Genomic DNA, 19,183 nt, shown 5'->3' with positions numbered 1-19,183 from the left:
TCTTGAAGAAATTTGAAAAACGCATATTTCACGCCATTATAAATAAATTTACACCAAATCCAACAAAATTAAACAGCAGGATGCATATTTAAAATTGTATACTATTATGCCTTATCATGGAAATAGTAAAAATCCCCATACAACCAGCAATTGAATTGTGCCAGACACTTCAAAAACGCCTTTAATGGCATTTTCAGATATTACACAAATACCAGTTCAAGACTGCCAATTAATTCTTTTTCTGCATGATAGAGCATCATAAAAACATACCCACCATAGCATTTCTTAAAATAAGACAAGATATATCAATTAGATAACAACCGCCCCTGTTCCACCTGGACTGTTTGACCGCAATTCAGCAAGCAAGCTTGGCGATAGCTTTATTAAGATATCATCTGGCTGCAAAGGCGGTACAAAAGATGACTCATTCTAAAGTGCCAATTGTTTCTAATAAAGAACGGCTCAGTGCAATTCAGGCGCTGGGCGATTTGCAAAAGCCTTATCAGATCGGAGGAGAAGCAGACCAGCTATTTGTAGCGGCAATGCGCGAATGCATTGACTGGCACGCCGCTGAAAATGCATTTTATGGCCGTTTACTCAAGGAAAGAGGCGCTTCATCGGCCTCCCTCAGCACCATCGATGACTGCATCGCATTGCCATTCATCCATGCGAATTTCTTCAAAACACATGAGATTTTATCTATCCAGCCGGAGCAGGTCACGCTTCATCTGACATCTTCTGGCACCACGGGACAGAAGTCACAGATATTCTTCGACGAATGGTCGATCGGTGCTGGCCAACAGATGGTGCAACGTATTTTCCAGCATTACAATTGGTATCAGCCAGGAGAACCGGCCAATTATCTGCTGTTTAATTATGAACCGCTTCAGGACTGGAAAGTCGGCACCTCCTATACAGCAAACTTTCTCACACGCTTCGCCCCGGTTAATCGCATATCCTATGCGTTAAAACGTACAGGTTGCGGCGGTCATGAGTTTGATATTTACGGCGCCATACGCACCCTGCAAGATTATGCGCAAGACGGGCTTCCAGTGCGTATATTCGGCTTCCCTGCATTTCTGCACGCCACCTTGCTGCGTATGCAAGCTTTAGGAATGCCGCCCCTTTCACTGCCCCATGGCTCAATGGCGTTTTTTGGTGGGGGCTGGAAAGGCCAGGCTGACAAAGCAATTCCGAAACCTGACTTTTATGCCACCATCTCCGAACAACTGGGCCTGCCTGATGCGAACATCCGCGATGGCTATGGCTCGGTGGAGCACAGCGTGCCCTATGTTGAGTGCGCAAATCATCGCTTCCACGTGCCGGTGTGGTCGCGCATTGCTATTCGCGATGTGGAGACGCTCAAACCGCTAGGCCCCGGCGAGCCTGGCTTCCTCAATTTCATCTCGCCTTACGTCACCTCGACGCCAGTACAAAGTGTGCTGATGGGTGATCTCGCTGCATGGCATCCGGGTGACGGTTGCGGCTGCGGTCTTAAATCGCCGTATTTCGAGCCCCTGGGCCGGGCAGGTATTTCCAAAAACAAGAGCTGTGCAATTGCGGCCGCAGAATTGTTAAAGGGAAAAACAGCGTGACAAAACATCTATGGCGCGGCCAATGGGTGGATGATGCAGAGCTGGCAGTACGGCTGCCGATGCTTGGCGCCACATTGGCGGAAGATCTTGAATGCACATTCCCGCTAAGACAACTGCTAACGGCAGCGCATGATCTGGGGCAGGAATTGCGTACATCCGGCACAGTGCGAGATCAGTTGCATGGCGTATTGATGGCAGCCCCCGATGCCCGCGAGCAGGACGTCGCTATGACGCTTGACTCCGTGGCATCATTTTTGGACAGGGAGCAGCTTGAGTACAAGCTTAAGCGGGAGCTTGGCTCAACAGATCCCTTCACTCCCAGGCGAATTTCCTTCACTGGCAATCGCTTTGAATCATGGGCGCCGCTTGGTTTTCTAGTGCATGTTGCACCCGGCAATGTATCCTCAGTCGCGCCGCTATCGGTGATTGAGGGAATGCTATCCGGCAACATCAACTTCCTCAAAACCAGCAGCGGCGGCTCGGCCTTTGCCCAGCACCTTCTTGCAACCCTTGTGGAACGCGATCCATCGGGCGCACTCGCACCTTTTGTCTATGCAGCCGAAATTTCTTCCCGCGAAACTGACCGCCTGCGCAACCTGTTCTCGTTGGCAGATGGTATTGCTGCATGGGGAGGCGAAGCAGCCATTGCTGCAGTGCGGGATATGGCGCCGCAAGGATGCCGGGTTATCGATTGGGGGCATAAGATCTCCTTTGCATATCTGGCCAAGGAAAAGCTCGAAGACATCGCAAGCCTGCAAGCCTTGGCGCGGGATGTCTGCTTTATCGAGCAGCAGGCATGCTCAAGTCCGCAATGCCTTTTCATCGAGGCAGCGGATCGAGAAGACCTGTTTGCTTTCGCAGAAAAATTTTCCGGCATCCTGGGGGGAGTTTCTGAAGTAATCCCCGTGACGCATCCAGGCCTGCAGGAGCGCGCAGAGATCACCACGGTTACGGAAGCGGCACGGATGGAGGCGGTCTATTCCGGTTCCACACGTGTATTCGCCGCCCCGGATAACAGCTGGCGAGTATTGGCTGAGGATAATCCGGCACTGCGAGCATCGCCGTTATACCGAACGCTTTGGGTCAAACCGCTGGCACCTTCAGCCTTTACCGCAACCTTACGGCCCATGCGCCCATGGCTGCAAACTGCTGGGCTTGCTTGCAATCTGGAACGATATGCTGACCTCTCCAACCGCCTGATCGCAGCCGGGATCAGCCGCGTTACACAGGTGGGTGAGCAGCTGGGCGGATATGTCGGCGCACCGCACGATGGTGTTTATGCGCTGCAACGCTATTGTCGTCGCATCAGCTGCGAATTACCGGCAAATGCAAAAGGGATTGCGAGTTTTCATGAGTTGACTGAGCCAATCCCTCCTCTCGCACCAGATACGCCGTTACTCGACAAGGCAGGCTTTCTGGCGCTGGAGGAGAATGAGAACCACGCGCATCTCTATTTCAAAAGCGGCGGCAGTTCGGGGGCGCCGAAGTTGGCAGTGTATTCGTGGACTGATTACCACAGCCAGATGCAGGCGGCCGCCGATGGCCTCTATGCCGCAGGGCTTGATCCAACAAAAGACCGGACGATGAACCTGTTCTTCTCGGGCCATCTCTATGGCAGCTTCATCAGCTTCTGGAGCGTCCTTGAGAACCTGGGCGCGGTGCAATTCCCGATAACCGGCATTGATGATATGGAAGAGGTAGCCAATACCATCATCAATCAAAAGGTTGATACGCTCCTTGGCATGCCTTTCTACATCCATAAGCTCTTTTCCACACAGGGCGATATGCTGCGTACTTATGGCGGCGTGAAAAAAATCTTCTTCGGCGGGGAGCATTTCAACAGCGTGCAGCGCAAGCATCTGCAGCGGGAGTTCGGCGTTGAAATCATCCGGGCAGCCGCCTACGGCAGCAATGACGCCGGGCCTCTCGGCTATCAATGCGAGGGATGCGATGACTCGGAATATCATGTTCTGACGCAGACACAGTATCTGGAAATTCTCGACACCGAGGCCGATCGTCCCGCAACCGCAGGTGAGCCAGGGAGGCTTGCCTTCACCTCTCTGGCGCGTCGCGGACAGAAGGTGGAGCGCTATGAGATCGGCGATATGGGGCGTTGGCTTACAACGCCCTGTTCATGCGGACGCAGCGCACCGCGCTTCGAACTAATGGGACGCTATGGCGACATGTTCCGCGCGCCCTATTTCTTCAACTACCGCATATTTTGCCGCGTATTGGCGGAGCATGGCCATTATACCGGTAATGTACAGCTCGTACTCAATCACGATGGTATTCGTCACAACATCAAGGTGTGGCTAGAGGATGGCCATAATCTAGCCTCAGCTCAAGCCCGCTCTCTTTTGCTCACTCACTATCCTGATTTGCGCGATTTCGTTGAAGAATATGGTTTTGTTACTTTAACTGTCGAGCAAATATCGCTCTCAGCATTCGCAACAACCCCCAGCACCGGCAAACTGAAGGCCATCGTCGATCTGCGGAGCGCAACATGAATGCTTACCCCCTAGCGACATTAATCGCTGTAGCGCGAACGCTATCCCCTTTCTATCGCCAACTTTATGAGGGGGTGGGCGATGCGCCCGCATTGACTGATCTTCCGCTAACCGACCAAAAAGCCTATTGGGCCGCCAATACCATTCGCAACAACAAACTGCTCACCGGCCCCCTAGAAAACGGGATGGTCTTCAAGAGTGGCGGCACGACGGGTGCACCTAAATTCTCGGTGTTCAGCCAATCTGAATGGCGCATATTCACGCAGGTTTTTGGCGAGGGGCTGGATGCTGGCGGCCTTCGCAATGGTGAGCGTATAGCCAACATGTTCTATGCGGGCGAGCTCTATGCTTCATTCATTTTTATTATGAACTCGCTGACGGATGCGCATGCGCCAGTGCTACAATTCCCTCTTTCCGGGAAAGCAGATATTCCCACAACCATCCAAACCATGATCGATTTTGATATCGACGGGATTGCGGGAACGTCCACAACGCTCATCGGCCTTGCCGATCATCTGCTGCAAACCAATGTCACCCTGCCCGGAATCCGACGCTTGCTGTTTGGTGGAGAGTCGCTCTACCCGGATCAGCGCAAAATGTTGGCACGCGCTTTCCCGAATGCGCACGCAGCCTCAATCGGCTATGCAAGCGTCGATGCTGGCCTGCTCGGTTATGCGGATACGGCCTGTGCACCAGACGAACATCGCGTGTTTGACCATTATACGATCCTCGAAATACTTGACGAGGAAACAAATGAACCAATCCGCGAAACGGGGAGGCTGGGACGCATAGTTGTAACCAATCTCACCCGATTGCTGATGCCAATCATCCGTTACCCAGTTGGTGATCGCGGCATGTGGCTGGAAGAGGAAGGCGCTCCAAACCGCAAATTCAAAATTGCTGGCCGCTCGGAAGAAGGTGCCCGTATCGGCCCCGTCACGCTGTATGTGGAAGACGTCGCGTTGGTGTTAAAGCCTTTTAATGAAGCGTTACAAATTACGGGTTTTCAGATGATCATCACACATCATGATCAAAAGGACCGGCTAACGCTCAAGCTTGCTTCACACAGTGCACCTAAGCTTCATGATACCGCAAGCGCAGAGATACTCTCTATGCTGTTCACGGCCCGCCCGCTGCTGCTGGAGTTTGTGGAGCGTGATCTCATCCATCCGCCACAAGTGGAATGGGTTCATACCGCCGACCTCGCAATCAACCCGCGCACGGGTAAGTTGAAACGCGTGCTGGATTTGCGCTGGACAGACGCAACACAATCGCCCACGAAACCATCATGAGCCAACCAGCCCTCACCCCTGGTTATAGCCGCCTGACCTTAACCAACGAAACGCATGCACCCGCATTGGCTTGCGCCCACGTGGTGCAGGTGGCGCGCAATCTTGGTTCTTCGGATGAAGAACTGGCAGCAATTGAGCTTGGAGTTGAGGAGGCTACAGCAAACGTGGTGCGTCACGCTTTCGCACCGGGAGAGTTGGGCAGCTTTGACATCATTTGCATGCCAACCGCGCTAGGACTTGAAATCCGCATCTGTGATCAGGGCGTCCCATTCGATCCCGGGCAGTTGCCAGCATTCAGCCCCGATGGCCTGCTCTCATTGGATGATAACAGCGCGCATAATAACGGATCGGGCGGCGGGCTGGGCATCTTCCTGATGCGGCAGGTTTTCGACGTCGTCATATTTCGCAATCTGGGGCGCAACGGCAAAGAAACCTGCCTGATTAAATATCGCAACCATGCGCCGATTGGTGAATACACTACCCCGCCCCCCACACCGCTTGATGCCTCCAGAGAAATTGTCTCAAGTGTACGGCGCATAAAGCCTTCCGAGGCGATTGAGGTTTCGCGCTGTGTTTATGAAGCCTATGGCTATTCCTACCCTTATGAACACATCTACTATCCCGAGCGCATCACCGCGTTAAATGAAAGCGGCGAAATCGTCTCAGCTGTCGCTGTAACACCAAGCGGACGCATTGCTGGCCATGCTGCACTGGTAAAGGATGCAAATGATGGCGCTGAGCTGGCCATTGTTGTCACCCGCCCAACCTTTCGTGGACAGGGTATAGCACAGCAGTTAGGCGACTTTCTTCTACAAGAAGCGCGGGCAATAGGCTTGCAAACTGTCTTTACACAAGCAGTAACAAGCCACACCTACACCCAGCAGTTCTGCAATGCATTAGGCTTCAGCGAGTGCGCGCTTCTGCCTGGGCATGCACCCGCTTCCATGCAGTTTCGCAATATTGCTGATCATTTGCAGCAACGCGAAAGCTGCATTCTGGCTGTGAGGTTTTTATCGACAAAACAGCAACGTCCTCTGGTTTATGCACCAGAGGCCCATCAACCTTTGATCGAAAGACTTTATCTCAATCTTGGTATTGAACCACTATGGCAAAAGCCGCCCGCTTCAGATGATGCGATGCCTGACCATACCGAAATGAGTGTCAATGCATCGAGTAGCCTTGGGCTTGGTATAATGAAGGTTGCAACATGGGGGAAGGACTGTACAGACATCCTTCGGCAACATTTGCTACAATTGCACCATGAACGCTATGCAGTTGTACAATTGCTGTTACCACTCTGGCAGCCTGCCTGCGCTAGCCATTTGATAGAGGTCGAAAAGATCGGATTTTTCTTCAGCGGCATCTTCCCTCAACCCTCAGGAAAAGACTGGCTGGTGATGCACTATCTTCTGGACCCCAATATTGATTACAACTGTATTCACGCCTACTCTTCTACTGCCAAGCTCCTGCTAAATTATGTAAAAAACCTTGATCCATTTAATTCAAAAAACATAAAAATATAAATATTGATATCTGTTCATATTCACCCATCAGTGATAAAAATTAACCACGTCATCGCCTATTCTGACCGATCCAATTAATGGATGCGGAGACATTCTCTACGACTATGAGGAGAGTGAAATGGCAAGCCAGGCCGATAAAGAAGTTTTCATTGAGAGAACAGACGGCGGGCGACTATTTATGCGGTCCTGGCACCCGGTCGGAAATCCGCGTGCGATCATCATGATTTGCCACGGTATCAATTCTCATAGCGGACAATATTTCTGGGTTGCCAACCGGCTTGCCTGTGAAGGCTATGCTGTTTACGCACTGGATCTGCGCGGACGCGGAAATTCCAGCGGCGAGCGCTACTTTGTTGAAACGATAGACCAATATGTTGAAGATCTTGCTGCAGCAATTAGCCATGCCAAGACGCAAGAACCTGAGTTATCAATATTTCTGCTGGGGCACAGTGCAGGCGGCATTGTATCCTGTATTTATGTGCTCGATAATCAGCACGAGATAAATGGTTTTATTTGTGAAAGCTTTGCCTTTCAAATTTCTGCTTCAACCCTGGTGTTGTCCCTCATCAAGGGCCTCAGTCTAATTGCACCACATCTGCCGGTACTACGCCTCAAAAACGCAGACTTCTCACGCGATCCCGCAGCAGTACATGCAATGAATAAAGACCCCTTGATTGCCAACGAAATGCAGCCCTCGCAAACGATTGCTGCATTGATACGTGCGGGCGATCGTCTTCGTAAGGAGTTTCAACGCATCACCTTGCCAGTACTGATCTTGCACGGTACTGCCGACAAAGCGACGCTTCCCAGCGGCAGTCAACGATTTTACGACACGGTTGGTTCTCCCGATAAAGCACTGTGGCTATATCAGGATCGTGCTCATGATCTGCTAAATGATCTGGGTAAAGAAAAAATATTGGATGACATCAGCGATTGGATAGACTCGCGCATTCCAGAACATTGAGCTCCACACTCTCCTCCAAGGTTCCATCCGCAATCTGCAGCATGCACGCTCGCATACCTGCGTTAGCGATTTTACGCTCATTGGGAACCTTACTTCTCAATAACGGTTATAGAAGACGTAAACACGTCGCGAATGTATAAATCGTGTTCTTGATTGATCAGGCATCATGATCATTCAGATTTGATTGATGCTCAAATAGCTTTGAGCAATGCATCTGATCTGTTTTTTGATGACTTGCTTGATCTTCAATAGTTGCAGAAGCCCATAGCCTAAGCGGACAAAGGGGTAATTCTTTCGTTGTCTAAATCCGTTACGGCATCATCAAGCCAATTCTACAAACGATTGATGCTTTAACAAACTTTAGGAGGAAAATTATGAAAAAACTCGTCCTTGTCAGCGCTTTCTCGTTGCTTGCTGCCGGCGCAAGCGCACAGACAGCCGACCCAGGAACGCAACCGCCGATCGCGCCCCCCGCTGATACTATGATGCCCAGAGACACAACGATGCCTCCCGCTGGCGCACAACCCACAACACCCACGCCACCTATCGCTGGCGCTAATTCATTTACAGAAGATCAGGCCAAGTCGCACATCGAAAAGATGGGCTACACAAATGTGACAGATCTTAAAAAAGACGAAAAAGGCATTTGGCACGGACACGCCATGAAGGGCGGGCAGACGGTGCCTGTTTCACTTGACTACAAAGGCAATGTTGTCAGCAAATAACAAGGAGAATAACTAATGACCACGACAATCACACGCGCTTTTGATGATCCAGTCCTCGCTCAACGAGCTGTTACAGCGCTCACCGACGCCGGTATTCCTGTCAGTGACGTAAGCTTGATAGCGAACAATGAAGAAGGCTGGTTTGATGAAGACAGCAACATTAGCTCCAGTGGCGCAGCTGATGGCGCAGGCACAGGGGCAGGCGTTGGGGGCGTATTGGGCGCAGGCGTAGGAGCTCTGACGGGCCTTGGATTAATGGCAATCCCTGGTCTGGGCCCTGTGGTTGCCGCTGGATGGCTTGCTGCAACAGCAGTGGGCGCAGTAGGTGGCGCAGCTATTGGTGGTGCCGCCGGTGGCATAATCGGCGCTCTGACCTCATCAGGGGTCGAAGAACATGACGCTCACGTTTATGCTGAAGTGGTGCGCCGTGGTGGAGCCGTTGTCTCATTGCGTGTTCCTGATGAAGCAGTGCGACGCGCAGAAGAAGTACTGGCGCGCACCAGCACCATCGATACCAAGCAGAGGCGAGAGGCTTACACAAGCACCGGCTGGACCGGTTTTGATCCAGCAGCGCCAACCTATAAGGGCGAACCACCACGAAAGGATGACTACCGCCCACTTCCTTGATTTAATCACCTTGCGTAGCGCAGTGCCAGAACTGCGCTGCGCTTTTCATGACAAACACACGAGGCATTTCAGCGAATACATACCTGATGAAATGATGCGAAGAGAAACGAATTCATGCTGGAAAGAATTATAACCGAATTTTCGTTCTCCACTGTGGTACCCATGGACATCATGCTCATCAGAATAATTGGAGCAGTGTTCCTTTGCGGAATGATAGGTTTCGAGCGGCGCTTGCATAATAATACAGCTGGCGTGCGAACCAATATGCTTATCGGCCTTGCCGCCGTCATGTTCTCAATCATTACTCTGCATCTGATTGAAACATTTGACGTTAAAGGTGGCTCAATGGGTTTTGATCCACTTCGTCTCGTTGAAGCGGTGACAGCTGGTGTTGCGTTTCTCGCTGCGGGTGTTGTCGTCTACACGAGAGGTGACGCAAAAGGTCTGACAACCGGCGCCAGCATGTGGGTTTCAGCTGCAATTGGCGTCTCCGCCGGGCTAGGAATGTGGCCACTGGCAATCGTCGCTACCATTATAGGCATTATCATCCTTTGGATACTGCGGAAAGCCGAGTACGTGACAGGCGTAAAAGAGCCTGAAGAGAGCCCTGGCTAAGAAGCCCCGCTACCGGAACCATCTCTTGTCTGAAACGTTAATTTTTCATCATGAGGTAGGGGGAGGTGTTTTTATGCCACGCCATCATGGTCGACCGACGTCCCCAGAGGGGGAGGATGAGGAAATCATCGTACCAGCGCGCAGGATGCGTCCCGGCGGTATCGGTAGAACTGTCGCATACATTCTCTTCTTCAGCCTGGCGCTTGTTCTTATAGCATGGCTGGGGCTGGCTATATGGGCCGCCTACTTTGAAAGCGGACTGTAAACAGCCCCCAAATCAAGCATTCCCGAAAGGAACTGGCAATGAGCAAAAAAGACATGATGAAGAAAGATAACACAAAGTCCCTGAAGAAAACTGAAGATTTGCTGGATGAGAGCCTTGAAGAGAGTTTTCCAGCAAGCGATCCACCAACACTCACGCGTGCACCTGCTGATAAACGCGAAACGAAATATCCGCCACCGAAGAAAGATGGCAAGCCAAAGCATAAGTCTGCCGGCGATTATAGTATTTAATGCCGACAATAGACCCTGTCAGCCATCATGCATCCATGCACTGGCAGAGTAGAGGTATCAATCATGCCAGCAAAATCAAAAGCACAGCAGAAAGCAGCAGGAGCTGCTTTGGCAGCAAAGCGTGATCCTAAGAAAAAACGCACGTTGAAGGGGGCATCTCAGGAAATGCTCGAAAGCATGTCTGAGAAAGAATTGCACGATCTTGCCTCTACAAAACATCAGGGTAAACCTGAGCACGTTTCGAAATAATAACATGCGCGTTCAAGCGGCCCGCATCCCTTTAAGCACGCACTTCCCCATGCACCATTGCGGATGCGGCTCTTACTTACTCTGAATCAAAATTGCCATTTGCTGCCTGTAAAACAACTGTAGCAGCATGGCCTGCCCAAAACTTGGCATTGCCTGTCCTCTCAGGCTGCCACCATCGAAAGCGGAACAAATCCTGATCTGAACAGTTCTTGTACTGCTTTTTCCATTACGGCCCCACAGGCGCGCGCCTGTTTTGCGTGCGCATAAAGACGCAGGGAGGCGTGCTGTGAGAATTGCGCAGATTTCACCTTTGATAGAGAGCGTTCCACCAAGACTTTATGGCGGAACAGAACGCATCGTGTCGTATCTGACAGAAGAGCTTGTGCGACTTGGACATGATGTCACACTTTTTGCTAGCCGCGATTCAGTGACAGCTGCAAATCTCGTGCCCTGCGCTCCCATGGCTTTACGTCTGAGCGATCACAATGTGGATCCTATCCCGCATTATATGGTGATGTTGGATAGGTTACGCTTAATGGCCGACCAGTTTGATATTCTACATTTTCATATTGATGGCCTGCACTTTCCATTATTTGCACGCTCTCACCATGCCACAGCTACCACTCTTCACGGCCGCCAGGATTTACCCGACCTGCCTTTTCTTTATCGTTATTTTCCGCAGATGCCCCTTGTGGCAATCTCTCATGCCCAACGCTTACCCATTCCTTCGGCTCACTGCGCTTCGGTAATCCATCATGGATTGCCGCTTGATCTATATCGGGCCAATACGGGCGAAACCCAGAACTACCTTGCATTTCTGGGGCGGATATCACCGGAGAAACGCCCTGATCGTGCCATTCAGATTGCGCGCCGTGCGGGCATTCCCCTCAAAATAGCAGCCAAGGTGGATACAGCGGATTCCCAATATTTTGAGGCCTGCATAAAGCCGTTGCTGAGTGACGGTGACGTTGAGTTCATTGGCGAGATCAATGAGCATCAGAAGGAAGAGTTTCTGGGCAATGCGCGCGCGCTTCTGTTCCCCATTGATTGGCCAGAGCCATTCGGCCTTGTGATGATCGAGGCCATGGCATGTGGCACACCGGTTCTCGCGTTCAATTGCGGCTCGGTACCAGAAGTTATCGACGATGGTATTTCAGGACGTATCGTCAACACTATGGAAGAAGCCGATATCGCCTTACCGCAAGTGCTGGCCCTTGATCGCGCAACTGTGCGTCGTCAATTCGAACAGCGGTTTTCTGTTACCCGAATGGCTGAGGATTACCTTGCGCTCTATCGCAGTCTGCGCATCAACGTGCCAGCGATAGGAACATCACCGGAAACAGTTCGTGAGATATTACCAGCCCGAACATCTCTTGGAGGTCTTCATGTCAGTTGACGGAGACAAGCAGCATACAGTCTTGCGGACGGCGAATGGGGGTGGTGTTACAACCGCCCCCTCGCTGCCGCTGGACTCGCATCAACCAGAAGTACCGCAAGAAATCCCCTTTTACATTCCTGCAACAGGAGCTCTTACAAGGGCCAGGCGCACCCTCAAGCATGACGATGCCTTTGCTGTTCTGGATAGCCATGGCGATATTGGTATCTCAACAGATGGCGTGGATGGGTTGTTCTTTGAGGACACACGCTACCTTTCGCGGTTGGAACTGCGCATCTTTGACGAGCAGCTTCTATTGCTAGGATCCAACATTCGCGATGACAACGCCATGCTTGTGGTGGATCTGACAAACCCTGATATCTTCCGCGATGAACAGCTGATGATGCCCCGTGAGACATTACATGTCGTACGCTCGGTATTTTTATGGAAGGGGGTGGCATATGTGCGCTTTGGCGTCCAGAACTTCAGCAACCATACTATTTATGCCGATCTCTCGATCGACTTTTCTGCAGACTTTGCTGACCTGTTTGAGGTGCGCGGCGTCAAGCGCGCGCGACGTGGAGTGCGCCTGCCAACCGTAATCGACAATGACAGCGTCACATTAAATTATCGCGGGCTTGATAACATAAACCACGCAACAACACTGCGTTTCGATCCTGCACCTGCAGCCGTTACAGAAAATAGCGTGCGCTATCATCTGGCGGTTCCCGGGAAAGATACAGTCTCTCTATTTTTACAAATTGCCTGCAACACCCCGCCAGACGCGCCCAAAAGGCATTTTCTGAGTGCCATGTTGTCATCCCACCGCGCAACACGTGCAGCGCTAACTGGCGGTTGTATAGTTTCCTCATCCAACGAATTGTTTAATGAAGTCATCGGCCGTGCCGCAGCCGACCTGGCCATGCTGAAGACCAGTGAACCTGAGGGATCTTATCCCTATGCCGGCATTCCGTGGTATTCCACAACCTTCGGCCGTGATGGCCTGATCACCGCTATTGAAATGCTGCCATTCGATCCCGGCATGTCACGAGGCGTGTTGCAACGTCTGGCGCTGTTTCAGTCAACACAATACGATCCCATAGCTGACGCCGAGCCTGGAAAAATCCTGCATGAAATGCGGGGGGGCGAGATGGCGCGCTTGGGAGAAGTGCCGTTTCGCCAATATTACGGCAGCGTTGACTCCACGCCTCTCTTTGTATTGCTGGCAGGGCTTTACATAGAGCGAACAGGAGACAAGGATTTTCTGCAATCGATATGGCCCAACATCGAAGCAGCCCTTGCATGGATCGATGGCCCCGGCGATGCTGATGGTGACGGGTTTGTCGAATATCAGCGCGCGACGGATAGGGGGTTGAGCAATCAAGGATGGAAGGATTCCTTTGATGCCGTCTTCCATGCTGATGGCCAACTTGCTGAAGGCGCTATCGCGCTCATTGAAGTGCAGGCTTATGTTTTTGCAGCCAAGCAAAAAGCGGCGCATTGCGCACGCCTACTAGGGCTGCACGCACGTGCAGATGCGCTGGACCAGGAGGCAAGATTACTCGCAAAACGCGTCAATGATACCTTTTGGCTGCCGGACATGGGCACGTATGCACTCGCCCTTGATGGCAACAAACGGCCATGCAGCGTGCAGACCTCCAACGCCGGGCACACTCTGTTTGCAGGTATTGCTCCACCCGAACGTGCAGAAAAAATTGTCTCCAACCTTATGAAGCGCTCATTCTTTACGGGCTGGGGCATTCGCACTGTTGCCTCTGGTGAAGCCCGTTTCAATCCGATGTCGTATCATAACGGCTCGGTCTGGCCTCACGATAATGCGCTGATTGGGATAGGACTGGCGCAATATGGCTTCAAACAAGAGCTTAGACACCTGTTTGACGCTATTTTTGAGGCTGCCATCTATATGGATCTCCGTAGGTTGCCAGAGCTTTACTGCGGGTTCCGACGCCGCTCGCGCCGTGGGCCTACTCTATATCCCGTTGCATGCTCCCCACAGGCATGGGCAAGCGGAGCGCCTTTTGCGTTTTTACAATCATGTCTGGGTCTTGCCTTTGATCCTCAACGCCAGGAAATTCGCTTATATGAGCCAAGACTTCCTGCATTCCTCAATGAGCTTACGCTTTCTAACCTAACATTAGGCGATGATACGGTGGACTTGCTTATTCGCAGGCATCAGGAAGAAGTTTCAGTCCAGATCCTGAATGCATGCGGAAACATACGGGTATCCATCGTGCATGAGGGCAAATGCTCTTAGACATGAATAAAAACAATATCGCTGATCCGCCCCTTGGAGTGGATCAGCGAAAAGATCAATCGGCTTAAGCAGCCTTTAATGCCTTGGAATTAACGACCTGATCGGCAATCTTCGTCAATGCGCTGTCGGTCATGGATTCTTCCTGCAGCGTGGCATCAAGCAGCTTGGCCGCATCTTTCATACCCAGCACCTCAGCCCAGCGTTTTAACGTGCCATAGCGGGTGATTTCATAGTGCTCAACCGCTTGCGCGGCAGCGAGAAGACCGGCATCAAGTGCGGGCTCGCCCTTGAATTCCTCCATGATCTCCTCACCCTCTGCAACAATGCCTTCTATTGCATCACAAGTCTTGCCCTGCGCACGTTTTCCAATGATCTCGAAAACCTGTTGCAGGCGCTCTACATGCCCTTCTGTTTCATGTAGGTGCTTGTCGAATGCAGCCTTTAATTGCTCTGAATGGGCAGCGCGCTTCATCTTCGGTAACGCTTTAAGAATTTTACGTTCTGCATAGTAGATGTCTTTAAGCGTCTCATAAAATAGCGCATCCAAGGTTTTTCCTGCCATGATCAAGTTCTCCCTGTTTTCTGATCTCGTATTGAAATGAGACAGATAACCATTAACGGGAAAACACGCACCTTGTTCCAGTAATAAAATAATAATCAGCATTTAAAATACACATAAATACTGACAATAAAAACATTATAAATTTTACGCACGTGAATTATCAATCATTAAGATCAATAAATCTCAATGATTGATAATATTTACACTGATAATTGATTAATTTACTGGGCAGCAAGCAATATTTCTTGCGGGCGCATTTCCAGATCCCGCAGAAAACGCGTTGCCCACCCAGAAATATCCGTTTCATCTACGCCCGCCCACATAGTTTTCCATCGGGCAATGCGTTCTTCACGCTCCATTTTAAGTGCTTGATCCATGGCTTTTGCCACACCGTCCAGATCATAGGGATTAACCAGCAGCGCCCCCTTCAGCACTGACGCAGCGCCTGCAAAGCGGGAAAGTACGAGCACCCCAGGGTTATCCGGATCCTGCGCAGCGACGAACTCCTTCGCGACGAGATTCATACCATCACGCAGTGGCGTCACCACGCCCACTTTTGCCAATCGATACAACCCTGCCAGTTCCTTGCGGGAATGCGCGTGGTTGATGTAGCGAATAGGCGTCCATGAGGCTCTTCCATAAAGACCATTGATGCGACCCGCGGCCTCACCCAAAGCACGCTGCATTGCTGCATATTCGGGAATATCACCCCGGCTTTTAGGCGTAATTTGCAAGAATGTCACTTTATCCCGCCATCCTGGATGCCCCTCCAGCATACGCTCAAAAGCATCCAGCCGGTGGGTCAGACCCTTGGAATAATCCAGCCGATCTACACCAATCAGCATCGCACGACCTGATAGGCTTTCCTCGACATCACTCACAAATTTGCTGGAAGACGCCCGCGCTGCAGCACGCGCAAACTCATTACGGTTGATGCCAACCGGGTAGACGCCTACTTGAAGGCTTCGGCTGCCGATAACAAAATGCTTATGATCGCGCGTAAACGCCTTGCATTCAGAAAGCAGATAGTCGCCAAAATTTTTCGCATCGCGTTGCGTCTGGAATCCGACCAGATCGCAGGATTTCAGTGCCCTTGCAATCTCGGTATGATTGGGAAGAGCAAGAAAGATATCAACCGGCGGCCATGGAATATGCTGAAAATAACCAATCCGATTATGAACCCCACGCGCACGTAACGCTTCAGCAAGAGGGATGAGATGATAATCGTGTATCCAGATGACATCATCAGGTTCGATATGTTGCAATAGCAAATCAGCAAAATAGCTATTCACCCGCCGATATCCATTGAGATCCTTGCGATCAAACTCAGTCAGATCAAGACGGTAATGCAAAAGCGGCCACAAAGCGCGATTGGCAAAGCCATTGTAGTACTCTTCGTAATCCTCTTTCGAAAGATCGCACAAACCATATGTAACGCCTGCACGTTCGGATATCGTGGCTTCTTTCTGCTCGGGACCTATCTTGCCACTCCAACCGAACCACATACCGCGGCGCTTTGCTAGAACATCGTTGAGTGCAACCGCCAGCCCCCCGGCGGTCTGGTTCTTGTTACCAGAGATAGTCACTCTGTTCGAAGCAATGATAAGCTTCAAAGTGCCCTCCTAAAATGCCTCCTCCCATCCGCGCGATAGTGATAACGCAGTATGAATAAGGCCAACCATGGAATACGTCTGCGGAAAGTTGCCCCACAGCTCTCCGGATTCGATATGAATGCCTTCTGATAAAATCCCCAGACTGTTTCGTCGTCCAAGAACCTCATTAAACAACGCCCGCGCTTCCCCCTCTCTCCCAATCTTGGCCAAAGCCTCGATGTACCAGAGAGTGCAGATCGTAAACGCTGTTTCAGGAACCCCGAAATCATCCTCCCCTGCATAACGGAAAAGATGCGATCCCCGTTTCAGCCTATGGCCTATGTAATCAACCGTTGAACGGAACTGATCACTATCAGGACGAACCAATCCAATATCAGCTAAAAGCAGAAGACTTGCGTCAACATCGTTGCCGTCAAAATGAGAAACGAACGATCGCAGGTTATTGTTCCAGCCTTTTTCGAATATTGCATCGCGGATGGTATCTGCATGCTCCCGCCAATAGGCCGCACGATCTGCAAGATTCAGGCGCATCGCTATGCGTGCCAGCCGATCACATGCTGCCCAACACATTGCCGCTGAGTGCGTATGAATGTAAGAGAGTGTGCGAAATTCCCATAGCCCAGCATCTGGCTGATCCCACAAGGCTACAGCCTTGTCGCCCAGCTCCTCAAGCCGTTCAAACAGCGCTTTATCGCCACGCCGTTCCAGTCGTTCATCAAAGAAGCACTGCGCTATCGCCAGAATGACTGAACCATAGCCATCATTCTGACGCTGATTGTAAGCTGCATTGCCCCGGCGCACCGGCCCAAAACCACGATACCCCGGCAATGAATCGACAGTCTCTTCCGTAATCCTGGCCTCGAATTGTAAACCGAATAACGGCTGCAGCTCCTTGGAGCCATTTTGCATCACGACATTGGTTACATAACTGATGTAATCTTCCATCGTCAGCGTGGCGCCCAGCCTGTTTAAGGCGCGAACGGTGAAGAATGAATCCCGCAGCCAGCAATAGCGATAGTCCCAGGTGCGCCCGGATGCGCCAAATTCAGGGATGGATGTTGTCAATGCTGCAACAATGCCCCCGGTCTCTTCATAAGCGCACATACGCAGCGTTATTGCAGACCTGATAACAACATCCTGCCACTCAAATGGAATGGCGAGATATCTCACCCAGTCACGCCAATAGCGTGTCGTCTCATCAGCAAATTGCAAGGCCACGAGGCCAGGGGCTTCCTGCACAGTTTCATCCGGCCCCAGCATACAGGTCAGCGTACGCTCAAGGATGAAAGGAATTTCATCAATGATCAGCCCTGGCGGAGCATCAGTCGTCAGGCGCATCACCTGATTGTCGACGATATAACGAATGTGGTTTGAACCGCGCGTGATCTCTGCTGGTACGCGACCATAATTACCGGATGGCCGTATACGCAAGGTTATCCGGGGCGATCCTGCCAATAGCTCAATCTGCCGCATCACCATTGCTGGCCTGAACAGGCGCCCGCGACGCTTGAAGCGCGGCACAGTATCAGTCACGCGAATACGAGAACCATCTTCGGCTTCCAGCTCAGTCTCCAGAATGGCCGTGTTATGCCTGTAGATGCGCTTGCTGGACTTGAACCCGTCGAGCACAATATCGAAACCGCCAGCCCCTTGCTGTGTGTGACCAAGCAAAGAGTGGAAAACCGGATCCCCATCCAGCCGCGGATAACACATCCATACGATGCTTGCCCGCTCATCAACGAGCGCTGCAATTGTACCATTGCCGATAACGCCAAGATCCAGATTATTCATGCAGGATGCCTCGTTATGCCACGCCCTCATCAACCCCCGCCGCTCTCATCAGAAATGCGCGAACAGAGGCTGGTTCGGACAAAGAAACCATAGCGCCTACTTCTTCCGCAGGTCGCCCCACTGCAACCGCGATACCGCCTAGTTGGCGTACCGCACGAAATCCATCTTCATCTGTACGATCATCGCCAAAGAACACAGGAATGCGACCATTAAAGGGAGATTCATGCATAAAGGCCTCTAAAGCAGAGCCCTTATCCGCCCCAGCGGTGCGCAATTCGACGAGCGCCTTGCCGCCAATCGCCTCCAACGCTCCCTCACTCTGAATGGCGATATCAGCCAAAAGCGTTTCAATAGCCTCACGACGATCCTGTGCTGCGCGATAATGCACAGCAATGGCAAGTCCCTTGTCTTCAACCAGAATCGCCTCATCCTGACGCGCGAATTCATCGATCATCAGCCGAGCAACTTCCAGGTATGGGGGCGGCACCAGCGCCTCAATAAGGCCAGTTCTGCCTCGTCTTTCAAGGCCATGCAATCCACCAATAGCGCCTACCTTACCCTCAAAACGCTGATCCAGCCAAGCGATGCTCCTGCCACTAAGCAATGCCACAGCGCCCCCATAACGATTGCTGGCACGCGCTATTGCCAATGGCAGATCACTTGGCACAACGACACTTTCAGGTGTGGGAGCAAGTTCAATCAGGGTTCCATCAACATCGAAAAACAATGCGAAACGCGAGGGCTGCGCAATAACCTTCTCAAGTTCATGATTTGCTGCAGTATCGGCAGGCAGAGTCATCATCTCACTTGCTTTCATCTATGTTTAAGGCGGACCAACCTTTGTCAGAATCTGGGGAGCTGGAATGGAAACCGCTGTTATTACTAAAGTGTTCCGTGGCTTGGGTTGATTGCGCATAACAAATTATACGCAAACTCTCTCATATAACACCTGCACCC

General features: G+C 51.4%; 17 protein-coding genes. 13 read left to right on the top strand and 4 right to left on the bottom strand.

The window, feature by feature from the left end:
• Positions 1-419: 419 nt before the first annotated feature.
• From VRZ32_RS11750 to VRZ32_RS11690, 13 genes are all read left to right on the top strand, one after another.
• Positions 420-1,595, top strand: coding sequence for a hypothetical protein (locus VRZ32_RS11750; protein ID WP_414525906.1), 1,176 nt, complete (start codon positions 420-422; stop codon positions 1,593-1,595).
• Positions 1,592-4,102 (top strand): acyl-CoA reductase, encoded by a 2,511-nt coding sequence (locus VRZ32_RS11745; protein ID WP_414525905.1) that lies wholly within the window; start codon positions 1,592-1,594, stop codon positions 4,100-4,102. Before VRZ32_RS11750 ends, VRZ32_RS11745 begins: the two co-directional genes overlap by 4 nt.
• Entirely contained in the window at positions 4,099-5,394 is a 1,296-nt protein-coding gene (locus VRZ32_RS11740; protein ID WP_414525904.1) for a phenylacetate--CoA ligase family protein, read from the top strand. Before VRZ32_RS11745 ends, VRZ32_RS11740 begins: the two co-directional genes overlap by 4 nt.
• Positions 5,391-6,917: a GNAT family N-acetyltransferase gene (locus VRZ32_RS11735; RefSeq protein ID WP_414525903.1), complete on the top strand. Its 1,527-nt coding sequence runs from the start codon at positions 5,391-5,393 to the stop codon at positions 6,915-6,917. Before VRZ32_RS11740 ends, VRZ32_RS11735 begins: the two co-directional genes overlap by 4 nt.
• Before the next feature lie 118 nt (positions 6,918-7,035).
• Positions 7,036-7,881 carry a lysophospholipase gene (locus tag VRZ32_RS11730; RefSeq protein WP_414525902.1) on the top strand — a complete coding sequence of 282 codons (846 nt, stop codon included), beginning with the start codon at positions 7,036-7,038 and terminating at the stop codon, positions 7,879-7,881.
• 374 nt (positions 7,882-8,255) lie between these two features.
• Positions 8,256-8,606: a PepSY domain-containing protein gene (locus VRZ32_RS11725; protein WP_414525901.1), complete on the top strand. Its 351-nt coding sequence runs from the start codon at positions 8,256-8,258 to the stop codon at positions 8,604-8,606.
• Positions 8,607-8,621: 15 nt separating this feature from the next.
• On the top strand, positions 8,622-9,233 hold the full coding sequence (locus tag VRZ32_RS11720) for a hypothetical protein (protein WP_414525900.1): 612 nt from the start codon (positions 8,622-8,624) through the stop codon (positions 9,231-9,233).
• Between the two features lie 114 nt (positions 9,234-9,347).
• A complete protein-coding gene (locus VRZ32_RS11715) occupies positions 9,348-9,848 on the top strand; it encodes an MgtC/SapB family protein (protein WP_414525899.1) in 501 nt (166 codons plus the stop codon).
• Between the two features lie 73 nt (positions 9,849-9,921).
• Positions 9,922-10,113: a hypothetical protein gene (locus VRZ32_RS11710; protein WP_414525898.1), complete on the top strand. Its 192-nt coding sequence runs from the start codon at positions 9,922-9,924 to the stop codon at positions 10,111-10,113.
• A 38-nt stretch (positions 10,114-10,151) separates the two neighbouring features.
• Complete coding sequence (locus VRZ32_RS11705; protein WP_414525897.1) at positions 10,152-10,361, top strand: hypothetical protein; 210 nt, start codon at positions 10,152-10,154, stop codon at positions 10,359-10,361.
• A 63-nt stretch (positions 10,362-10,424) separates the two neighbouring features.
• Complete coding sequence (locus tag VRZ32_RS11700; RefSeq protein WP_414525896.1) at positions 10,425-10,610, top strand: DUF3008 family protein; 186 nt, start codon at positions 10,425-10,427, stop codon at positions 10,608-10,610.
• Between the two features lie 286 nt (positions 10,611-10,896).
• Complete coding sequence (locus VRZ32_RS11695; RefSeq protein WP_414525895.1) at positions 10,897-12,006, top strand: glycosyltransferase family 4 protein; 1,110 nt, start codon at positions 10,897-10,899, stop codon at positions 12,004-12,006.
• Positions 11,996-14,260 carry a glycogen debranching N-terminal domain-containing protein gene (locus tag VRZ32_RS11690; protein ID WP_414525894.1) on the top strand — a complete coding sequence of 755 codons (2,265 nt, stop codon included), beginning with the start codon at positions 11,996-11,998 and terminating at the stop codon, positions 14,258-14,260. Before VRZ32_RS11695 ends, VRZ32_RS11690 begins: the two co-directional genes overlap by 11 nt.
• Before the next feature lie 64 nt (positions 14,261-14,324).
• Here VRZ32_RS11690 and VRZ32_RS11685 read toward each other — a convergent pair whose 3' ends face one another.
• The 4 genes from VRZ32_RS11685 to otsB all read right to left on the bottom strand — a co-directional run bounded on the left by VRZ32_RS11685 (position 14,325) and on the right by otsB (position 19,028).
• A complete protein-coding gene (locus VRZ32_RS11685) occupies positions 14,325-14,822 on the bottom strand; it encodes a ferritin-like domain-containing protein (protein WP_414525893.1) in 498 nt (165 codons plus the stop codon).
• Between the two features lie 221 nt (positions 14,823-15,043).
• On the bottom strand, positions 15,044-16,435 hold the full coding sequence (gene otsA, locus VRZ32_RS11680; RefSeq protein ID WP_414525892.1) for an alpha,alpha-trehalose-phosphate synthase (UDP-forming): 1,392 nt from the start codon (positions 16,433-16,435) through the stop codon (positions 15,044-15,046).
• Positions 16,436-16,444: 9 nt separating this feature from the next.
• Entirely contained in the window at positions 16,445-18,226 is a 1,782-nt protein-coding gene (locus VRZ32_RS11675) for a glycoside hydrolase family 15 protein (RefSeq protein WP_414525891.1), read from the bottom strand.
• Positions 18,227-18,239: 13 nt separating this feature from the next.
• Positions 18,240-19,028, bottom strand: a complete 789-nt coding sequence (gene otsB, locus VRZ32_RS11670) for a trehalose-phosphatase (RefSeq protein WP_414525890.1) — start codon at positions 19,026-19,028, stop codon at positions 18,240-18,242.
• Positions 19,029-19,183 lie beyond the last annotated feature (155 nt).

Origin of the sequence: Pseudochelatococcus sp. G4_1912 (genome assembly GCF_047501465.1) — a bacterium.
Taxonomy (GTDB): domain Bacteria; phylum Pseudomonadota; class Alphaproteobacteria; order Rhizobiales; family Beijerinckiaceae; genus Pseudochelatococcus.
Note: the sequence above shows the minus strand (reverse complement) of the source record. Positions and strands in the feature narration are given on the sequence as shown.

Excerpts from the sequence above, each read along its gene's own strand:
- VRZ32_RS11750 (WP_414525906.1), top strand. The coding sequence starts at position 420 with ATGACTCATTCTAAAGTGCCAATTGTTTCTAATAAAGAACGGCTCAGT.
- VRZ32_RS11740 (WP_414525904.1), top strand. The coding sequence starts at position 4,099 with ATGAATGCTTACCCCCTAGCGACATTAATCGCTGTAGCGCGAACGCTA.
- VRZ32_RS11735 (WP_414525903.1), top strand. The coding sequence starts at position 5,391 with ATGAGCCAACCAGCCCTCACCCCTGGTTATAGCCGCCTGACCTTAACC.
- VRZ32_RS11730 (WP_414525902.1), top strand. The coding sequence starts at position 7,036 with ATGGCAAGCCAGGCCGATAAAGAAGTTTTCATTGAGAGAACAGACGGC.
- VRZ32_RS11725 (WP_414525901.1), top strand. The coding sequence starts at position 8,256 with ATGAAAAAACTCGTCCTTGTCAGCGCTTTCTCGTTGCTTGCTGCCGGC.
- VRZ32_RS11720 (WP_414525900.1), top strand. The coding sequence starts at position 8,622 with ATGACCACGACAATCACACGCGCTTTTGATGATCCAGTCCTCGCTCAA.
- VRZ32_RS11715 (WP_414525899.1), top strand. The coding sequence starts at position 9,348 with ATGCTGGAAAGAATTATAACCGAATTTTCGTTCTCCACTGTGGTACCC.
- VRZ32_RS11710 (WP_414525898.1), top strand. The coding sequence starts at position 9,922 with ATGCCACGCCATCATGGTCGACCGACGTCCCCAGAGGGGGAGGATGAG.
- VRZ32_RS11705 (WP_414525897.1), top strand. The coding sequence starts at position 10,152 with ATGAGCAAAAAAGACATGATGAAGAAAGATAACACAAAGTCCCTGAAG.
- VRZ32_RS11700 (WP_414525896.1), top strand. The coding sequence starts at position 10,425 with ATGCCAGCAAAATCAAAAGCACAGCAGAAAGCAGCAGGAGCTGCTTTG.
- VRZ32_RS11690 (WP_414525894.1), top strand. The coding sequence starts at position 11,996 with ATGTCAGTTGACGGAGACAAGCAGCATACAGTCTTGCGGACGGCGAAT.
- VRZ32_RS11685 (WP_414525893.1), bottom strand. The coding sequence starts at position 14,822 with ATGGCAGGAAAAACCTTGGATGCGCTATTTTATGAGACGCTTAAAGAC.
- VRZ32_RS11675 (WP_414525891.1), bottom strand. The coding sequence starts at position 18,226 with ATGAATAATCTGGATCTTGGCGTTATCGGCAATGGTACAATTGCAGCG.
- otsB (WP_414525890.1), bottom strand. The coding sequence starts at position 19,028 with ATGATGACTCTGCCTGCCGATACTGCAGCAAATCATGAACTTGAGAAG.